Consider the following 15222-nt stretch of genomic DNA (forward strand, 5'->3'; position numbering starts at 1 on the left):
TAGTAAAATTACAGAGCATCCTGCGGCTGATCATGGAGCAGCTTGAAAAAAGCCATGATTTGCTCGGCAATCCATGCCGGTTGTTCTGCTGCAATGAAGTGCCCACCCTCATTTAGATCCTTCCAGTGGATCACATTCGGGAAGATCCGTTCCACATATGATCGGGGCGGACGCTCGTTCCGTTGGGCGTTTAAGGTGACACCATGCGGTACAGTTGAACTTTCTCCGGTTCCCGGCCACCTCGTATGTTTGCCTTCATAGTAATAGCGGTTCGAGGCGTTGATGCTCTGAGTCAGCCAGTAGATGGAGACGTTGGCCATGAGCTGCGCCTTGCTGAAATGCTGCAACACATCACCCTCCTCCGGAGACGTCCAGTAGTGCCATTTTTCCAGAATGAACGCAGCCAGCGCCACGGGCGAATCATGCAATCCATAGGCTGCCGTCTGCGGCCGTGTGCCCAGAATATGGGCGTAAGCGCCCTCCTTGCGCCCCCATTGCTTCTGATATTCGAGGAATTCGATCTCCTCGGCTGAAAGCATGGCGTTCGAATCTACATAGGGACTGGGGTTCCCAGGTGATGTCGTGTGATAGCCGATGAACCGGTCGGGATGGTCGAGGCACATGAGCCCAAGAATGCTGGCTCCGATATCATATCCGTGTGCACCGAATCGTTCGTAACCGAGCCCCGTCATGAGTTTCATAAGCAGTTCCCCCGCCTGGCGATCTTCAAAGCCCTGACGCAGTTCGATACCTGAGAATCCATGACCCGGGATCGATGGGATGACAATGTCGAAGGAAATTTCGGCATGGCCGCCGCATTGTTCAGGATTCGTTAGGTAAGGGATAAGCTCCAGCATTTCATAGAAGGAGCTGGGCCAACCGTGAGCAATGAGGAGCGGGACGGGGTGCTCGCCGCTGCCCTTGATATGTATGAAGTGAATGTCGACTCCATCGATTTCAGCGATATAATTCGGAAAGGCATGAATGGAACGCTGGAAGGCTTCCCAATCGAACTCATGTCTCCAGTAAGCGGCCATATCCTTCATGAAATCAAGGGGAATTCCATAATCCCATTGTCCGCCGGGGATTTCGTCAGGCCATCGGGTCATGTCCAGGCGCCGATATAAATCATCGATGGCAGCGGGCTCGATCTGATAAGAAAACGGTTGGATCTTCATTCGCATCACCTCTTGGAAAGAATGGGAGTCTGGTATACTGATAACAACAAACTTGCTGTAGATAGGTAAATGAAGCTATAGGGCATTCTAATTGTTGCGAACGACCATTAAAATTATATAAATGGTTAGCTAACCAATAAATATACTTTACTGGTTTGTTATGGATAAATCAATAGGAGGTTTGTTTGTTGTGGGACATGAATTTGATCAACTTGAAATCATCGCGGATTTTATTAACACCCATGATAAACGCATGCGGTATGAGGGAGATCCGGGTGTGGAGCTCTTTCAGACCGCGGAGGATCTTCGCATGTGGCTGTTAAAAAATGGCTTTATTCTGGAGCAGGACACCGTATCCGAAGGGGATCTGGTTTTGGCCCGCGAGCTGCGGGGCGGCTTACGGGCAGCCATTCCTCATAACATACATGATCATCAGGAAACTGGCTTCCAAGCGTTGAACCGTGTAGCCGCCCAATTCCGGTTTGCCTATCGTTTCGGTGAAACTTCAGATGCGATCGAGCCAGTGGATGCACAGGGAAAAGGGGGCATAGCCCGGCTGTTGATTCTGGCGTTCCGGCTTCGTGAGAAGAACGTGTGGAGCAGATTAAGAGTGTGTTCGGCCGAGGATTGTCAGTGGGTATTCGTTGACCGCTCGCGGCCGGGAACGGGAAAATGGTGCTCGATGAAAGCCTGCGGCAATCGGGCGAAGAATAAAACATATCGAGAGCGAGCCAAGTCCATGGGATAAACAGCCTGCCATAGGAACGGGTTTGGATCAGGATCATCGCCTTCTCATAGACCAATCAAGCGTTTTGCCTTGATTGGTCTTTTTTTCATGGAGCCGAATTTTTTTAACAGGAATACACGGCCCAGTAACGAAATGGTTGTAACCTATTATTTTTTTAAAAAATGTTGACGCCTTTGTCGATTAGGGGATTCTCTATTCGTTGGTTAAGCATAGAACGAAAATTTTAAGTTTAGTCTTGATAACCAGGAGGGAATAAGAATGAGATTTATGATGATTGTAAAGGCAACCGAGGATTCCGAGGCAGGCGTGCTACCAAGCGCAGAGCAATTGGATGCCATGATGAGGTACAACATGGAGCTGGCCAGAGCGGGCGTGCTCCTTGCTGCTGACGGACTCCATCCAAGCTCGGGCGCCATTCGGATATCTTATCCAGAGCCGGGGGGCAAGCCGAAAATTACCGATGGCCCCTTTACGGAAGCGAAGGAACTGATCGCGGGGTATACCTTGATCGAAGTAAAGACGAGGGAAGAGGCGATCGAATGGGCTAAACGCATGCCGGATCCGCACGGCTTCGGTGCGGGCCAGATCGAGCTCCGCCAGGTCTTTGAACCGACAGAGCTGACGCAGGATCCGGAGGCGCAGGCTAAACAATACGAAATGCGTGAACACATTCAAAGGCAGAATCCATAATGTCAGCTGCAGATACCCATCGTACGATCGATGCCATCTGGAGAATTGAATCCTCCAAAATCATCGCCTACCTGACTCGAATGGTTCGTGACGTCGGGATCGCCGAGGATCTTGCTCAGGATGCGCTAATCGCTGCGCTGGAACACTGGCCGATAGACGGAATACCGGATAATCCGGGTGGATGGCTCATGACCGCTGCGAAGCGCAAAGCGCTGGATCTGCTGCGCAGGAATAAGGTGCGCGATCAGAAGTATGAGCTGCTCGGACGCGAAATGGATTCCCGGATGGATTCGGATATGGAGGTACCGGAGGCGGGGGAAGTGAACGATGATCTTCTGCGGCTGATCTTCATGACCTGCCATCCGGTTCTTTCCCCTGAGGCGCGCGTAGCTCTGACGCTGCGTTTGCTCGGCGGATTAACGACAGCGGAGATTGCTCACGCTTATCTTGTGCCTGAACCGACGATCGCGCAGCGAATCGTTCGTGCCAAACGGACGCTGTCGGCGACCCGGGTGGCATTCGAGATTCCTCAGGGAGCCGAGCTTAAACCGCGGTTGTCATCGGTTCTTGAGGTCATCTACCTCATGTTTAATGAGGGGTACGCGGCGTCTTCGGGCAACCAGTGGATTCGACCGCTGCTGTGCCAGGAAGCGCTTCGGATCGGGCGGGTGCTGGCAGAGATCGCGCCGACGGAGGCCGAGGTACATGGATTGGTTGCGTTAATGGAATTTCAATCCTCTAGGTTCAAGTCCCGGGTCAATGCGGAGGGGGAGCCTGTCCTGCTCATGGACCAGAATCGGGCCTTGTGGGATTATTTATTGATTCGGCGCGGTTTTGCCGCTCTGGAACGGATCGAGCGGTTGGGCGGAATGACGGGACCTTACGCCATACAAGCTGCCATCTCCGCTTGTCATGCCGGAGCGCCCACTGCAGCAGAGACCGACTGGATTCGCATCTCCGCGTTATATGAGGCCTTGGCCCAGGTTTCTCCTTCGCCCATCGTGGAATTGAACCGGGCCGTGGCTCTCTCCATGGCTTTCGGTCCGGAGATCGGGCTTGAGATCGTGGATGTTTTACGTGGCGAGCCGGCCTTGAAGGGATACCATCTCCTTCCGAGCGTAAGGGGAGACCTGCTTTTCAAGCTGGGGCGCCTGGATGAAGCCTCCGCGGAGTTCAAGCTGGCCGCATCGCTGACGGATAACCTGAGGGAACGTGCTTTGCTGCTTGACCGTGCGGCAGAATGCCTGTCAGCGAAGTCCTAAGACAAACTGAAGAAAATTTTTAGAAAAACTTTTTAAAAAAATATGAAGATGTGTCGATTACATAAAATCTCGTTCGTCATTTAGATATAAAACAAAAAAACCGAGAGGAAGATGAACATGCAAGCACAAATGGTACCTTTTATTATTTCGGAGGATGCAAGAGGTCAGGCGAATTTTTACATGCAAGCGCTGGGTGGAGAGATCGATTTGTTGACTACCTTCAAGGACATGCCGGGCATACCGGAAGCCCATCAGGATAAGGTTATGCACATGTCGTTAACGCTGGCTGGCGGCAACAAGCTGATCCTCACCGATGCGTTTCAGGAAACCGGCAAGAGCACGAGCATGGGGATGGCCATCACGTTTGATCACGAAGAAGATGCGCGCGCCGCTTATGGCCATCTTAGCGCTGGGGGGACCGAGAAATATCCGTTTGCCCTGCAGCCTTGGGGAGCCTACTACGGTGAAGTGGTAGACCGGTACGGCATGACCTGGCAGATGGTTCATCAGGGTTGAGTTGGAAAAATACCATACTACGAATAAGAGGGAGCCAATAAGATGAATCAAGAAGTTACGGATTACATTGCAGCCATTAGTGATACCTGGAAGGTGGAGGTCGGCGAGCGGCTTCGGGAGCTTGTGCACGGCACGATCCCGGACGTTTCGGAACGGCTTCAATACAAAAAGCCCCATTTTCTGAAAAACGGAAAATATGCAGCTGTGATCAGCGTCGCGAAGAGCGCCGTGAGCTTTACGATTTTCAATGCGGATGGCCTGGATTGGCCTGAAGCGTTGTTTGAAGGACCGCCTGAACGAAAAACCATCAAAATTACGTCCGGGCAGCAGGTCGATTATGATGCGCTCGGATCCTTTCTGAAGCAGGCATCCGACGGACTGTAAATCATATGTAATAGGAAGCGCGGATAAACGGTGTTTGAACCGTTCCTGATATAATAGCCGCGATCCTGTGAGGATCGCGGTAAACGTCATTTTACTTCTTGGTGCCGTGCTGCTTGGTCGGCAGCTTGTCGCTTGGTGTTCCTTTGCCGTGATTTTCCTTGTTGCGACGGGCCTTCTCCGCATTCTCGTTCATTTTTTCCACAAAATCGTGCGTGCTTTCCATATGACGTAAGCTCCTTTTGCTCAGAATGTATGGCTTTGCCTGATCGTGCTTAATATAACCATTTCGCCCTGATCATATTTGGTGACTTTGGAATGGAGACACAGATGGTGAGATTTTCGTTTGGAGGGATGAAGGAATGTCCAGTAAGCTCGCGTTCATCTTGATGATTGGAATTATCGTTGTTCTGGGTCTGGTCGGCTGCAGCGGATTTGACGAGGATGCGGGGTCCGCAGACGAGAGCCTGTACTCCGTCAAGAAGCTGATGAAGCTGGATGCAGCGAAGGTGAAGGCCATTCATGTGATCTATGGGGATGGGACCCGGATGGTGCTGGATCAGAAGCAGGATATAGAACCGGTCATGGAGCGAGTGGACAGTCTTCAAGCCAAGCGGATCACAGATAACGAGTCACCGGGATTTCTGTTCTTTATGGACGTCGTGCAGGGTGAGCAGGAGGTTCGCGTAGCGAACGAGTTTGAGGTGGATGGACAATCGTATGTGCTGGCGGGTCCCGCGTTGAACGATCTGAACACGTATATGGTCGAGCTGGGTCGATCCCACAACCCTGAATTGCTGCCGGGATACACGATAAACGATCAGGAGCCTTGAGGTATGTCTCTTACGGTTTCACAGGGATCGTGAACGAATGAATGGAGAAGGCAATTGTCATATCACGGCAAAAAAATACCCTGCCACAGGCAATCGCCCGGGCGGGGTATTTATGGTGAAAACCCGTTCCATATTACTTCTTATGACTGATCAACAGCTCATATTTGTTCAAGGAAGCGCCCAAAATATTCTCATTCCGGCCCTGACCGTGCGATTGCCTGAACGATTCACTGGAAGTCCAGCGTTTGAACGCCTCCTCGTTTTCCCATACCGTAGAGACCTTCAGTTCCTCTGCCTCTGCGCCTTCTTTGGCTTCGTGCCATACTTCCATCCGCACGAATCCCTCAATCTCCTGGACACCCTTCGCTTCAGCGAATCGCTGCGCAATTTCTTGTCCGAAGCCCGGTGTAACCTTAATCGAGTTTGTAACAACCAGCATGCAAGATTCCTCCTTCGATAACGACCGGATAAATTCCAAAAATGTCTAACCCCTTGCCTGTATGTCCATTATACCTGAACGGAAGGGCCGATTTCATCTTGGGAGCTAGGGAGCCTCAAAAGCCACAAGCGCCACAAGCGCCACAAGCGCCACAAAAGCCACAAAAGCCACAAAAGCCTCGTAGTCAGGGCTCCCCGGCAAGCCAAAGCTGCGGCATGCTTAAGTCACCGGAGGACCTTCTGCCGGAAACTCTGCCGCAGGTACGGCGGCAGCCGGCGTCATGACTTTGGGTTTCGCCCTGCCGCTCCATGACCAATAGGTGCCGATGCGCAGCAGCCGTTCAACGGGTCCGCTGCGGAACCGTTTCAACCAGAGCAGGCTGCCCGTTGCCAGTACAGCATAGATCAGGACGGCCAGCAGCGCTCCTTGCAGCACGCCGAGCTTGCCGAACATACCCAGTCCGAATCCGTAGAATATCAGTACGCACACAACGCTTTGCGTCAGATAGTTGGTTAGCGACATCCGCCCAACCGCTTCAAACGCCCGGATGATGACCGATTGTTTAGACGAGAAGGCATATAGGGAAGCGAACAGATGTATATAACCCAGCGCGAGCAGAGGTCCGCCAAGCATCGTAAGTACGCCGCTCCAGCCGTGGGTGGATCCGAGCATAACCCCTGCGGTCTTAAGTCCAAGCCCGACCGGTATGAGCAGAGACCATCTTAGATACAGCTTGATCTCCATGGAGGGATGGAGGAAGCGCCCGCGTTTGGCGGCGACCATACCAAACAGGAACATTGGCGCGCTCATCAGCGGAGCAATCAGAATGACCAGCAGCATCAACCAATCCGGAAGGTCGATGGGCATTTCCTCAGTTGAACGAAAGTTCAGAATCTCGCTGTACGTGCCATTGCCGTATACCTCAATAGACTGCTTCACATAATTCTCCATACGCTCGGCTTCACCTGCCGTAGGCTCCATAGAGCCATATCCGAGGAGGGACATCAGCGCGAGTAAGAGGATCCCCCAGATCAGGATTGTTTTGGCCTTCCGTTTCACAAACAGCACCAGGAAGAGTCCGATCGCTCCGTAAAACAGCAGAATATCGCCTTCCCAGATGAATGTCGAATGGAGCAAACCGAGAACGATCAGCAGCACGGACCTGCGGAAAAAGCTGCGTCCGTATTTGAGCCCTTTGCCGATCAGGCTTTCCCGCATCTTGATCATGCTGTAACCGAACAGGAACGTGAAGATCGGCATGAAGCTGCCCTCTACGAATACTTTCAGCATGTCATGGCTAATCAGATCCAGCGTGGATGGCTGGAAGAAATGCAGCTCGTCTTTGCCGAACATGCCGTATTGAAAAATAAGCATATTGGCCATCAGGATACCGAGCAAGCTCAAGCCGCGAATCGCATCCACGGCCGTGGAACGTTTATTTGAATTCATGTCAATCACCTCTGACACCAAGTATAAAGCTCGAAACGAAATAACTCGGAAACGGCAACCTAACTTTTTCTTAACTCTTCCCGCATTTGTTTAACTCCTGTTAAGGTTGTTGTGCTAGCATAAATGTCGGGTGAGGATAAAATGGATCAAACACGAATTTTAATTGTAGATGACGAACCTTCCATTGTGAAAATGCTGCAGATGGTGCTGCGCAAGGAAGGCTTTAACCGCATATACACTGCTTCCAGCTGTAAGGAGGCGCTCAGTGAAATCGCGGCACACGGAGCGGATATCGTGCTGCTGGATGTCATGCTGCCGGACGGCACAGGATTTGATCTCTGTCCGCAGATCCGTTCCTACGGCAGTCCGCACATCCTGTTTCTGACGGCCAAAGCGTCGGATCTGGATGTGCTGACCGGGTTTGCGATGGGCGGGGACGATTATGTCACCAAGCCCTTTAATCCGTTGGAGATTGCCGCAAGGATCAAGGCGCGTCTGCGCCGTGGCGGCATCGGGGCGAACGTGTCGGCTGAGCAGCCGGTAATACAGCGTGCATGGGACTTCGGCCGGTTTAAGGTCGATGAATCCGCAGGCGAGCTTACGGTGCTGGGAGAGCCTGTGCCTTGTCCCGCGCAGGTCTTTCAGCTGCTGCTTTATTTTTGCAAGCATCCGGGGGTCGTATTCTCCAAGTCGCAGCTGTACGAAGCCGTGTGGGGCATCGACGGCATGGGCGAGGACAACACCGTCATGGTACATATCCGCCGCATCCGTGAACGCATCGAGGAGGATCCGAGCAACCCGCAATATTTGCTGACGGTCCGGGGGCTCGGCTACAAGCTGGTTAAGGAGAAAGCCCGATGAGACTGCGCAGAAGGCTGGCCTTTCATTTTACGTACCAATTGATTGCGTTCTCGGCGTTTATGTTTTGCTTCCTGATCGTGCTCTTATTCTTCCTGATCAAACATATCAGCGAGGATGAGATCAAACGGAACTTTCCGACAGGTGTCCTGAACAGCATCGTGACCGAGACGGTGACGGAGAATGGGGAGGTCCTGCTGCAGGAACAGTGGAAGCTCCTGCTTCAAGAGAAGGATATGTGGCTGCAAGTGGTGGATATGGACGGAAACGTGATTCTTTCCACCAATACGACTACGGATGTTCCATCGGAGTACTCGGTAAGCACCTTGCTTGAGATCAAGGAGGAGCGCCGTCTCGGCGAGTACACAATGGATTGGCAGATGGATCTGACCTATGAAGAACCGCTGCTGTATCTGATCGGACGTATCGATGAGGGTTCGGACCATCTTCGGGAATGGTATGCCCATTATCAGAACGGCGGCAGGGTGAGGCCGGAGGATGAAGCGGAGCTCGAACGGGAATTAGCCGGTCTAGGCGGTTATTTGCATGTCATTGACCGGGAGGGCCGCGTTGTCCAAGCGATTGGAACCGATTCAGACAATAAGGTAAGCTACCACCCGCTGGAGATCATTACGATGCAGGAGCAGCCGGGCACGTATTCCACGCATATCGCGGTTTATCGCGATGCGGACAGCGGCAACACCTGGGTATATCATACGCCGCAGGACGGGGCGCTGGAGAAAAGACCGATGATGAACGAGCTGATCCGTGTGGCGTTATGGACGATGGTCTGCGTGCTTGTGCTGTCACTAGGGGTCGCCATATGGCATGGATATCGGTACAGCCGGCCGCTGCTGCTGTTTACCGGGTGGTTTGAGCGGATGGGGAGCGGAGCCTACGAGGAAGTGCTGACGCCGAAGGACCGGAAGCGGGTATTCCGTAAGAACGGAAAGCTGCGCACGCGCTTCAAGCTGTACAAGGAAGTGATTCATTCGTTTTACAAGATGGCGGAGCAGCTTGCCGAGACCGAGAGGGAACGGGAGCGGCTCGATCGTAACCGGGAAGAATGGATGTCCGGGATATCGCATGATTTGCGTACTCCGTTGTCCTCCATCCAGGGTTACGGCTATATGCTTGAGAATGCACCGCAGGATTGGAGTCAGGAGGAACTGCGGGAGATGGGAACGGTGATTCGGGAAAAAGGGGACTACATGCTGGAGCTGATCAATGATTTCTCGCTCGTCTTCCGTCTGAGAAGCGAGATCCGCCCCCAGGAGTTGACCCGGCTTGACCTGAATGAGCTGGTGCGCCGCTGCGTGCTCAAATACGTCAATGATGCCACGCTGGATGCGAATTTCAACTATATCGGCGGCGAAGAGGCGCTGCTCGTCGACGGCAATGCCAAGTGGCTGCAGCGGTTGATGGATAACCTGATCACGAATGCCGTGAAGCATAATCCGGATGGGGTAAACGTTGAGGTCCGGGTGGAGAGACGTCCGGGCGGTGCGGCGATCGTGGTTGCGGATCAAGGCGTGGGGATGGACGAAGAGACCCGCTGCAATCTGTTCGAGCGTTACTACCGGGGAACGAATACCGAAGAGAGCATGGACGGCTCGGGACTCGGGATGAGCATCGCCAAGGCGATTGTCGAAGCGCATCGGGGCCGGGTAAATGTGTGGTCTGAAGTGGGCCGAGGAACCACCATCACCGTGCTATTGCCTGAGGCTTCCATACAAGAAGGTGAGGGGGCTGCTGAGCGCGGCAAGGAGTAACCTTGCAGATTGGATCGGCATTTCCCGAATCGCCTCAAAAATCCTTCAACATTCCTATCCTGCTGCAGGCCCGGTTGCGCTATAATGGCTAAGCAACGACTACACTTCAGGTCCGGAGGATATTATGGGTTCTACTTCGTTTCGGCAATTGACTGGCAATGCGCGGGGCTGTCTCGTTTACGAGCCGCTGTTTCTTATTCCTTACAGCATGTTCACGACGTACACCTCGATCTACATGTACCAACTTGGGGTAACCGAGACGGGAATCGGCTGGATTACCTCCATCGGTTTGCTTGTGCAGGTGCTTTCTTCGTTTCTCAGCGGGTATTTAACGGACCGTTTAGGCAGAAAAAAAGCGCTGCTGTACTTCGACGTACTAAGCTGGACCGTGGCTACGCTGCTCTGGGCGGTTTCGCAGAACTTCTGGTTTTTTGTGATCGCGGCGGTCATCAACGGCTTTCAGAAGGTGCCGCATACCGCCTTTTACTGTCTGCTGGTGGAGGACACCGCGCCGAAGGAACGGACCTATGTCTTTACGCTGCTGCAGCTGATTAGCGTTGTCGGCGGCTTGTTTGCACCGATCGGCGGGCTGCTGGTGTATCATTTCACGCTTGTGCCCGGGGTGCGCATCATGTTCGTGTTGGCCTGTATCCTGATGACGATCCAGTTCATCGGGCGCCACTATGCGACAAGGGAGACGGATATCGGTTATCGCAAGATGAAAGAAACGAAGGCAATGAGCCTGCGGGAGGGGATGTCCGACTATGCTTCGGTGATGAAGAGCATGCTCGGAAACCCGCTGCTGCTGATGATCTTCGGCGTGTATATATTATTTAATTTTCAGATGACGGTGAAGACGACCTATGTCTCCATTTTCATGGTGGAATATTTGCATTTGGGGAGCGGCCTGATCTCCGTCTTTCCGGCATTCTCCTCCGTAATTATGCTCATATTCATGCGGTGGATCATGCCCCGAATCGGAGAGCAGCATGTGCACCGGACGATGGTATGGGGGTTCGTTATATCGGTATTGTCCAATGTCATACTGGTGTTTGCGCCGCAAGGGGATCTGCTGGTGCTGAGCTTGAGCACCGTCATTGCCGCAATCGGCACCATGATGACGTACCCATACTTGGAGACTGCGGTGGCCAACGCCATAGACGATGAGAACCGCGCCAAAATATTCGCGCTGCTCCAGGTGCTCATCCTTATTGTCATTTCGCCATCCGGCATCATTGGCGGCTGGGCGTATGGCATTGATCCGAGAATTCCCTTCCTGCTAGTTGCCGGGGCATTTGTGATCAGCATCCCGCTGATGCTGCTGTACGGCAAAAAGGTAAAGGCGGCGCCTGTCGAAGCCGGAGCTTAACATAGGCATGAGATTGAGCTCATGGTTTAAAAAAAGGTTGAGCGTGCGTTTTTAAGCGGCGGGAAGCGAAGAAAATATGAATGGAGAGGCACTCCGGGCAAGGGGGAGCCTCTTTATTGCGTTGGTTATTGCAATTTGGTTAGTGTTCACTTATGATATGAGCATGAAAAAGAAACCGCATTTCGATAGCAAGAAGAAGGATATTTTGCAGGCTGCCATGAAGCTCTTCGCCGAGAAGGGCGTGGACGGCGTATCGGTGAAGGAGATCGGCGCGGCGGCGGGTGTAACAGATGCGGCGATCTATAAGCATTTTACGAATAAGGATGCCGTGGCAGCGGAGGCGTTCGAGGAATACTGCAGCAGCTATACGCGTCTGGTGGATGATTATGCGTCCCGCCCCGGCTTGTTTACAGAGCGGCTGTCGGCGCTCGTCACCCGGGTGCTGGCTTCGTATGACGAGGATAAATACGGCTTGCTGCTCTTGTCCCAACATCACGAGCTATTTACGGAGGTGCTAAAGAGCAGAGGACGCCAGCCCCTGGACGCCTTGCATGATCTGCTTGAGCAAGCGGTCTTGCAGCGGGACATCCCGCCGCAGAACACGCGATTAACTGCTGTATTGATCATCGGTGCATTCAGCCAGCTGGCGATCGCAACGATGCAAGGGGAGCTGGAGGAACCTTTGTCGCCGCTGGCACCTGAAGTGACGGCGCATTTATTGGCATTAACAGGTTTGGGAAAAGGTCCGGCGTGACCTTTTCTTTTTACCATCAGGTTAGTGATTGTTAACCAAATTATAAGGGGGAAGAAACATATGAAAAAGGTTTTAATTATTCAAGGCAATCCTATTGAGAACAGCTATGGCAGCCAGCTGGCCGAGGTCTATGCGAGGGGGGCGGCCGAATCCGGGGCGGAGGTGCGGGAGCTGGTGCTTGCGGAGCTGGAGTTTGACCTGAATCTCTCCGGTGGCTATAAGGGTAAACAACCGCTGGAGCCGGATTTGCAAAAAGCGCAGGAACTGATCTCTTGGGCGGATCACCTGGTGTTTGTGTACCCGAATTGGTGGGGAGGCATGCCGGCGCTGCTCAAAGGGTTCATCGACCGGGTGTTTCTGCCGGGCTTTGCCTTTAAGTACCGCAAGAACTCGCCCTTGCCCGAGCAGCTGCTCAAAGGGAAAACGGCCCGTCTCATCGTCACGATGGATTCGCCGTACGTCTACTACCGTTTCTATCTCGGCCAGCCGGGGCATCAAATGATGAAACATTCCATTCTGAAGTTTTGCGGCGTAGGCAGCGTGCGTGCCACGAACATTACGCAGCTTCGCAAAATGCCTGAAGTGGCAAGAAAGCAATGGCTTGAGCGTGTACTCAGAATGGGACGGAAATTAGCCTAAAGCTGGCAGGGTGTGTGATGTACAGTTCCTTCCAATGGCTTGACTTCTCGGGCAGGAGGATTATAATTCATACAACAAATGAAACGACCAAAGAATTGAATGGGTCATGTTTCAAAATCAAATCTTGATGTATATGCCGGGGAATAGGGCCCAGGCGTTTCTACCAGGTTACCGTAAATGACTTGACTACATGAAGGTTGAGAATCCGCTCCCCAAGCCCGGCTTTGCATAAACATCGAAGCCGGGCTGCAAGATCGCCTGAAATGGGATCTAAGCACGTTTTAACGGATGGGGTGATGTGCAGACTATTAGCAATGCATGGCTGCCGCGTGTGACTTCTCTTCCTCAATGGATATAGTTGCAGGCAACCCGGGCAGATACGCTGTCCGGGTTGTTTGGCGTGTTATACAGCGGATCGATTTTGTATTCTTACCGTTCATTTAAAAAAGGGGAGCGTGCAATCATCATGAGTTCAATCCAGAGACAGAAACGATACGAGGTCAGCCGGCAGTTGGGGAAGGTTGCCTTAGGACAGGAGCCCGCCGACCTGGTCATCAAGAGCGGCACGCTGGTAAATGTGTTTACAGGCGAGCTTCAGGAGCGAGTGGACGTGGCCATGGCCTCCGGACGCATTGCTTATATCGGCAACGCGGATCACACGATCGGGGAGGGGACTCGGGTTATTGAAGCGAATGGCCGATATATCTCGCCGGGCCTGCTTGACGGTCATATGCATGTGGAGAGCACAATGCTCACCGTGACCGAGTTTGCCAAGGCGGCTATCGTTAGCGGAACGACCGGGGTTTATATGGATCCCCATGAGATTGCCAACGTATTCGGCATGGAGGGCGTGCGCTGGATGCATGAGGAAGGGCAGCAGCTGCCGATGAAGGTGTTCACCACCGTTCCTTCGTGTGTGCCGTCAACCTTCGATCTGGAGGATGCCGGGGCGCAGCTGGGCGTAGCCGACATTGAGGAAGGGCTGACATGGCCCGGTGTTGCCGGGCTTGGCGAAGTGATGAATTTCCCGGGCGTCGTGTATGGCGATCCGACCATGAGCGGGGAGATCGAAGCGACGCTGCGTGCAGGCAAGACGGTGACCGGGCATTTTCCGGCAGAGGATGACCGGATGCTGCAGGCATATATGGCAACAGGCGTAAGCTCCGACCATGAGACGGTAACCCGGGAGCAGGCTTTGGAGAAGGTTCGCCTCGGCATGCATCTGATGATCCGCGAGGGTTCGGCATGGCAGGATGTGAAGGAAGTGGTTAAGGTCATAACGGAAGATAAGGTGCGTACAGACAATATTTCTCTGGTTACGGATGATGTGTATCCGCAGACGCTGCTGAGACTCGGACATATGAACCATGTGGTCCGCCGCGCCATGGAAGAGGGCGTGGACCCGGTTACGGCGATCCAGCTGGGAACGATCAACGTCGCTCGTTATTTCGGGATGGACATGGAGCTTGGCAGCATTTCACCTGGCAAAACGGCGGATATTTTGCTGATTGATGATCTGTTGAGCATGGTGCCTTCGGTCGTGATCACGGATGGCGAAGTGGTTGCAGAGAACGGCCGACTCGTGAAGGCGTTCCCGGTATATCAATACCCGGAAAAAGCCTTTAACTCGGTTCGGCTGCAGCGTTCGCTTACTGCGGATGACTTTCTGCTGCGCAGCAAATTCGATGCAACTCGCACGGAAGTGAACGTGGTGCGCGTCATCGAGAACAGCGCCCGTACCGCTAAAATGACAGCGGTGCTCTCCGTGGAGCAAGGCCTGATCCAGCCAGACCTGGATCAGGACGTGGTTCAGCTGGCATGCATTGAACGCCACGGCACGACGGGACAAATCTCGCTCGGTTTTGCGAGCGGCTTCGGACTGAAGTCCGGCGCAGTTGCGTCCACGGTGGCGCACGACAGCCACAATCTACTGGTGATGGGCACGAATGCCGAAGATATGGCACTCGCGGCGAATGAGTTGGCGGCGTGCGGTGGCGGCATGATCGTAGTACGGGATGGCAAGGTGCTGGCGAAGGTGGCGATGCCGATTGCGGGTTTGCTGGCGGATCGTCCGGTTGAGATCGTAGCGGAGGAAGTTGCTGCCTTGGAGGAGGCTTGGAAGGACCTCGGATGCCACATTCATGCTCCGTTCATGACTTTCTCGCTCATTGCGCTGCCGGTGATTCCGGAAATTCGCATTACCAACCGCGGGATCGCGGACGTAACCGAATTCAAGCTCATCGAAACCGAGATTGGCGCGGTTCAATAAGGGCGCAGATATACCGAAGCAGGTTGGCCTGATGGCGAACCTGCTTTTTTGTAGTGTAAATACAG

The 15222-nt window shown here is 53.3% G+C and carries 16 protein-coding genes and 1 riboswitch; of the genes, 12 read left to right on the forward strand and 4 right to left on the reverse strand.

Features of this window, described 5'->3' with window-relative positions:
- Window positions 1-8 precede the first annotated feature (8 nt).
- Window positions 9-1178 (reverse strand): epoxide hydrolase family protein, encoded by a 1170-nt coding sequence (locus AK95_RS04490; protein WP_071218768.1) that lies wholly within the window; start codon window positions 1176-1178, stop codon window positions 9-11.
- A 190-nt stretch (window positions 1179-1368) separates the two neighbouring features.
- Here AK95_RS04490 and AK95_RS04495 point away from each other — a divergent pair, with 190 nt between their 5' ends.
- From AK95_RS04495 to AK95_RS04515, 5 genes are all read left to right on the forward strand, one after another.
- Window positions 1369-1926, forward strand: a complete 558-nt coding sequence (locus tag AK95_RS04495; protein ID WP_071218769.1) for a CGNR zinc finger domain-containing protein — start codon at window positions 1369-1371, stop codon at window positions 1924-1926.
- A 258-nt stretch (window positions 1927-2184) separates the two neighbouring features.
- Window positions 2185-2616, forward strand: coding sequence for a YciI family protein (locus AK95_RS04500; RefSeq protein WP_009590355.1), 432 nt, complete (start codon window positions 2185-2187; stop codon window positions 2614-2616).
- Window positions 2616-3878, forward strand: coding sequence for an RNA polymerase sigma factor (locus AK95_RS04505; protein ID WP_071218770.1), 1263 nt, complete (start codon window positions 2616-2618; stop codon window positions 3876-3878). Before AK95_RS04500 ends, AK95_RS04505 begins: the two co-directional genes overlap by 1 nt.
- A gap of 117 nt (window positions 3879-3995) precedes the next feature.
- On the forward strand, window positions 3996-4394 hold the full coding sequence (locus AK95_RS04510) for a VOC family protein (RefSeq protein ID WP_071218771.1): 399 nt from the start codon (window positions 3996-3998) through the stop codon (window positions 4392-4394).
- 42 nt (window positions 4395-4436) lie between these two features.
- Entirely contained in the window at window positions 4437-4778 is a 342-nt protein-coding gene (locus tag AK95_RS04515; RefSeq protein ID WP_071218772.1) for a DUF1801 domain-containing protein, read from the forward strand.
- 91 nt (window positions 4779-4869) lie between these two features.
- Here the strand turns inward: AK95_RS04515 and AK95_RS33330 are convergent, their stop codons facing one another.
- Window positions 4870-5001, reverse strand: coding sequence for a DUF4023 domain-containing protein (locus AK95_RS33330; protein WP_009590359.1), 132 nt, complete (start codon window positions 4999-5001; stop codon window positions 4870-4872).
- Window positions 5002-5137: 136 nt separating this feature from the next.
- Here AK95_RS33330 and AK95_RS04520 point away from each other — a divergent pair, with 136 nt between their 5' ends.
- On the forward strand, window positions 5138-5608 hold the full coding sequence (locus AK95_RS04520) for a hypothetical protein (RefSeq protein WP_071218773.1): 471 nt from the start codon (window positions 5138-5140) through the stop codon (window positions 5606-5608).
- Window positions 5609-5741: 133 nt separating this feature from the next.
- On the opposite strand, the gene AK95_RS04525 is transcribed toward AK95_RS04520, so the two are convergent.
- Window positions 5742-6047, reverse strand: coding sequence for an antibiotic biosynthesis monooxygenase (locus AK95_RS04525; protein WP_071218774.1), 306 nt, complete (start codon window positions 6045-6047; stop codon window positions 5742-5744).
- Between the two features lie 219 nt (window positions 6048-6266).
- Window positions 6267-7496 (reverse strand): DUF418 domain-containing protein, encoded by a 1230-nt coding sequence (locus tag AK95_RS04530; protein ID WP_071218775.1) that lies wholly within the window; start codon window positions 7494-7496, stop codon window positions 6267-6269.
- Between the two features lie 141 nt (window positions 7497-7637).
- Here AK95_RS04530 and AK95_RS04535 point away from each other — a divergent pair, with 141 nt between their 5' ends.
- From AK95_RS04535 to ade, 6 genes are all read left to right on the forward strand, one after another.
- Window positions 7638-8357: a response regulator transcription factor gene (locus tag AK95_RS04535; protein WP_071218776.1), complete on the forward strand. Its 720-nt coding sequence runs from the start codon at window positions 7638-7640 to the stop codon at window positions 8355-8357.
- The gene (locus AK95_RS04540) at window positions 8354-10126 is read left to right on the forward strand and encodes a sensor histidine kinase (RefSeq protein WP_071218777.1); all 1773 of its coding nucleotides are present in this window, start codon (window positions 8354-8356) and stop codon (window positions 10124-10126) included. Before AK95_RS04535 ends, AK95_RS04540 begins: the two co-directional genes overlap by 4 nt.
- 124 nt (window positions 10127-10250) lie before the next feature.
- Window positions 10251-11495, forward strand: coding sequence for an MFS transporter (locus AK95_RS04545; RefSeq protein WP_071218778.1), 1245 nt, complete (start codon window positions 10251-10253; stop codon window positions 11493-11495).
- Window positions 11496-11658: 163 nt separating this feature from the next.
- Window positions 11659-12249 carry a TetR/AcrR family transcriptional regulator gene (locus AK95_RS04550; protein ID WP_201259351.1) on the forward strand — a complete coding sequence of 197 codons (591 nt, stop codon included), beginning with the start codon at window positions 11659-11661 and terminating at the stop codon, window positions 12247-12249.
- 60 nt (window positions 12250-12309) lie between these two features.
- Window positions 12310-12888 carry an NAD(P)H-dependent oxidoreductase gene (locus AK95_RS04555; protein WP_071218779.1) on the forward strand — a complete coding sequence of 193 codons (579 nt, stop codon included), beginning with the start codon at window positions 12310-12312 and terminating at the stop codon, window positions 12886-12888.
- 107 nt (window positions 12889-12995) lie between these two features.
- A riboswitch (purine riboswitch) is annotated at window positions 12996-13097 on the forward strand.
- A gap of 257 nt (window positions 13098-13354) precedes the next feature.
- Window positions 13355-15157, forward strand: coding sequence for an adenine deaminase (gene ade / locus AK95_RS04560; protein ID WP_071218892.1), 1803 nt, complete (start codon window positions 13355-13357; stop codon window positions 15155-15157).
- Window positions 15158-15222: the final 65 nt, after the last annotated feature.

The sequence above is a fragment of the Paenibacillus sp. LC231 genome (assembly GCF_001860525.1).
GTDB lineage: Bacteria > Bacillota > Bacilli > Paenibacillales > Paenibacillaceae > Paenibacillus_AQ.

Excerpts from the sequence above, each read along its gene's own strand:
- AK95_RS04530 (WP_071218775.1), bottom strand. The coding sequence starts at position 7,496 with ATGAATTCAAATAAACGTTCCACGGCCGTGGATGCGATTCGCGGCTTG.
- AK95_RS04545 (WP_071218778.1), top strand. The coding sequence starts at position 10,251 with ATGGGTTCTACTTCGTTTCGGCAATTGACTGGCAATGCGCGGGGCTGT.
- AK95_RS04525 (WP_071218774.1), bottom strand. The coding sequence starts at position 6,047 with ATGCTGGTTGTTACAAACTCGATTAAGGTTACACCGGGCTTCGGACAA.
- AK95_RS04520 (WP_071218773.1), top strand. The coding sequence starts at position 5,138 with ATGTCCAGTAAGCTCGCGTTCATCTTGATGATTGGAATTATCGTTGTT.
- AK95_RS33330 (WP_009590359.1), bottom strand. The coding sequence starts at position 5,001 with ATGGAAAGCACGCACGATTTTGTGGAAAAAATGAACGAGAATGCGGAG.
- ade (WP_071218892.1), top strand. The coding sequence starts at position 13,355 with ATGAGTTCAATCCAGAGACAGAAACGATACGAGGTCAGCCGGCAGTTG.
- AK95_RS04540 (WP_071218777.1), top strand. The coding sequence starts at position 8,354 with ATGAGACTGCGCAGAAGGCTGGCCTTTCATTTTACGTACCAATTGATT.
- AK95_RS04555 (WP_071218779.1), top strand. The coding sequence starts at position 12,310 with ATGAAAAAGGTTTTAATTATTCAAGGCAATCCTATTGAGAACAGCTAT.
- AK95_RS04490 (WP_071218768.1), bottom strand. The coding sequence starts at position 1,178 with ATGAAGATCCAACCGTTTTCTTATCAGATCGAGCCCGCTGCCATCGAT.
- AK95_RS04510 (WP_071218771.1), top strand. The coding sequence starts at position 3,996 with ATGCAAGCACAAATGGTACCTTTTATTATTTCGGAGGATGCAAGAGGT.
- AK95_RS04535 (WP_071218776.1), top strand. The coding sequence starts at position 7,638 with ATGGATCAAACACGAATTTTAATTGTAGATGACGAACCTTCCATTGTG.
- AK95_RS04505 (WP_071218770.1), top strand. The coding sequence starts at position 2,616 with ATGTCAGCTGCAGATACCCATCGTACGATCGATGCCATCTGGAGAATT.
- AK95_RS04500 (WP_009590355.1), top strand. The coding sequence starts at position 2,185 with ATGAGATTTATGATGATTGTAAAGGCAACCGAGGATTCCGAGGCAGGC.
- AK95_RS04550 (WP_201259351.1), top strand. The coding sequence starts at position 11,659 with ATGAAAAAGAAACCGCATTTCGATAGCAAGAAGAAGGATATTTTGCAG.
- AK95_RS04515 (WP_071218772.1), top strand. The coding sequence starts at position 4,437 with ATGAATCAAGAAGTTACGGATTACATTGCAGCCATTAGTGATACCTGG.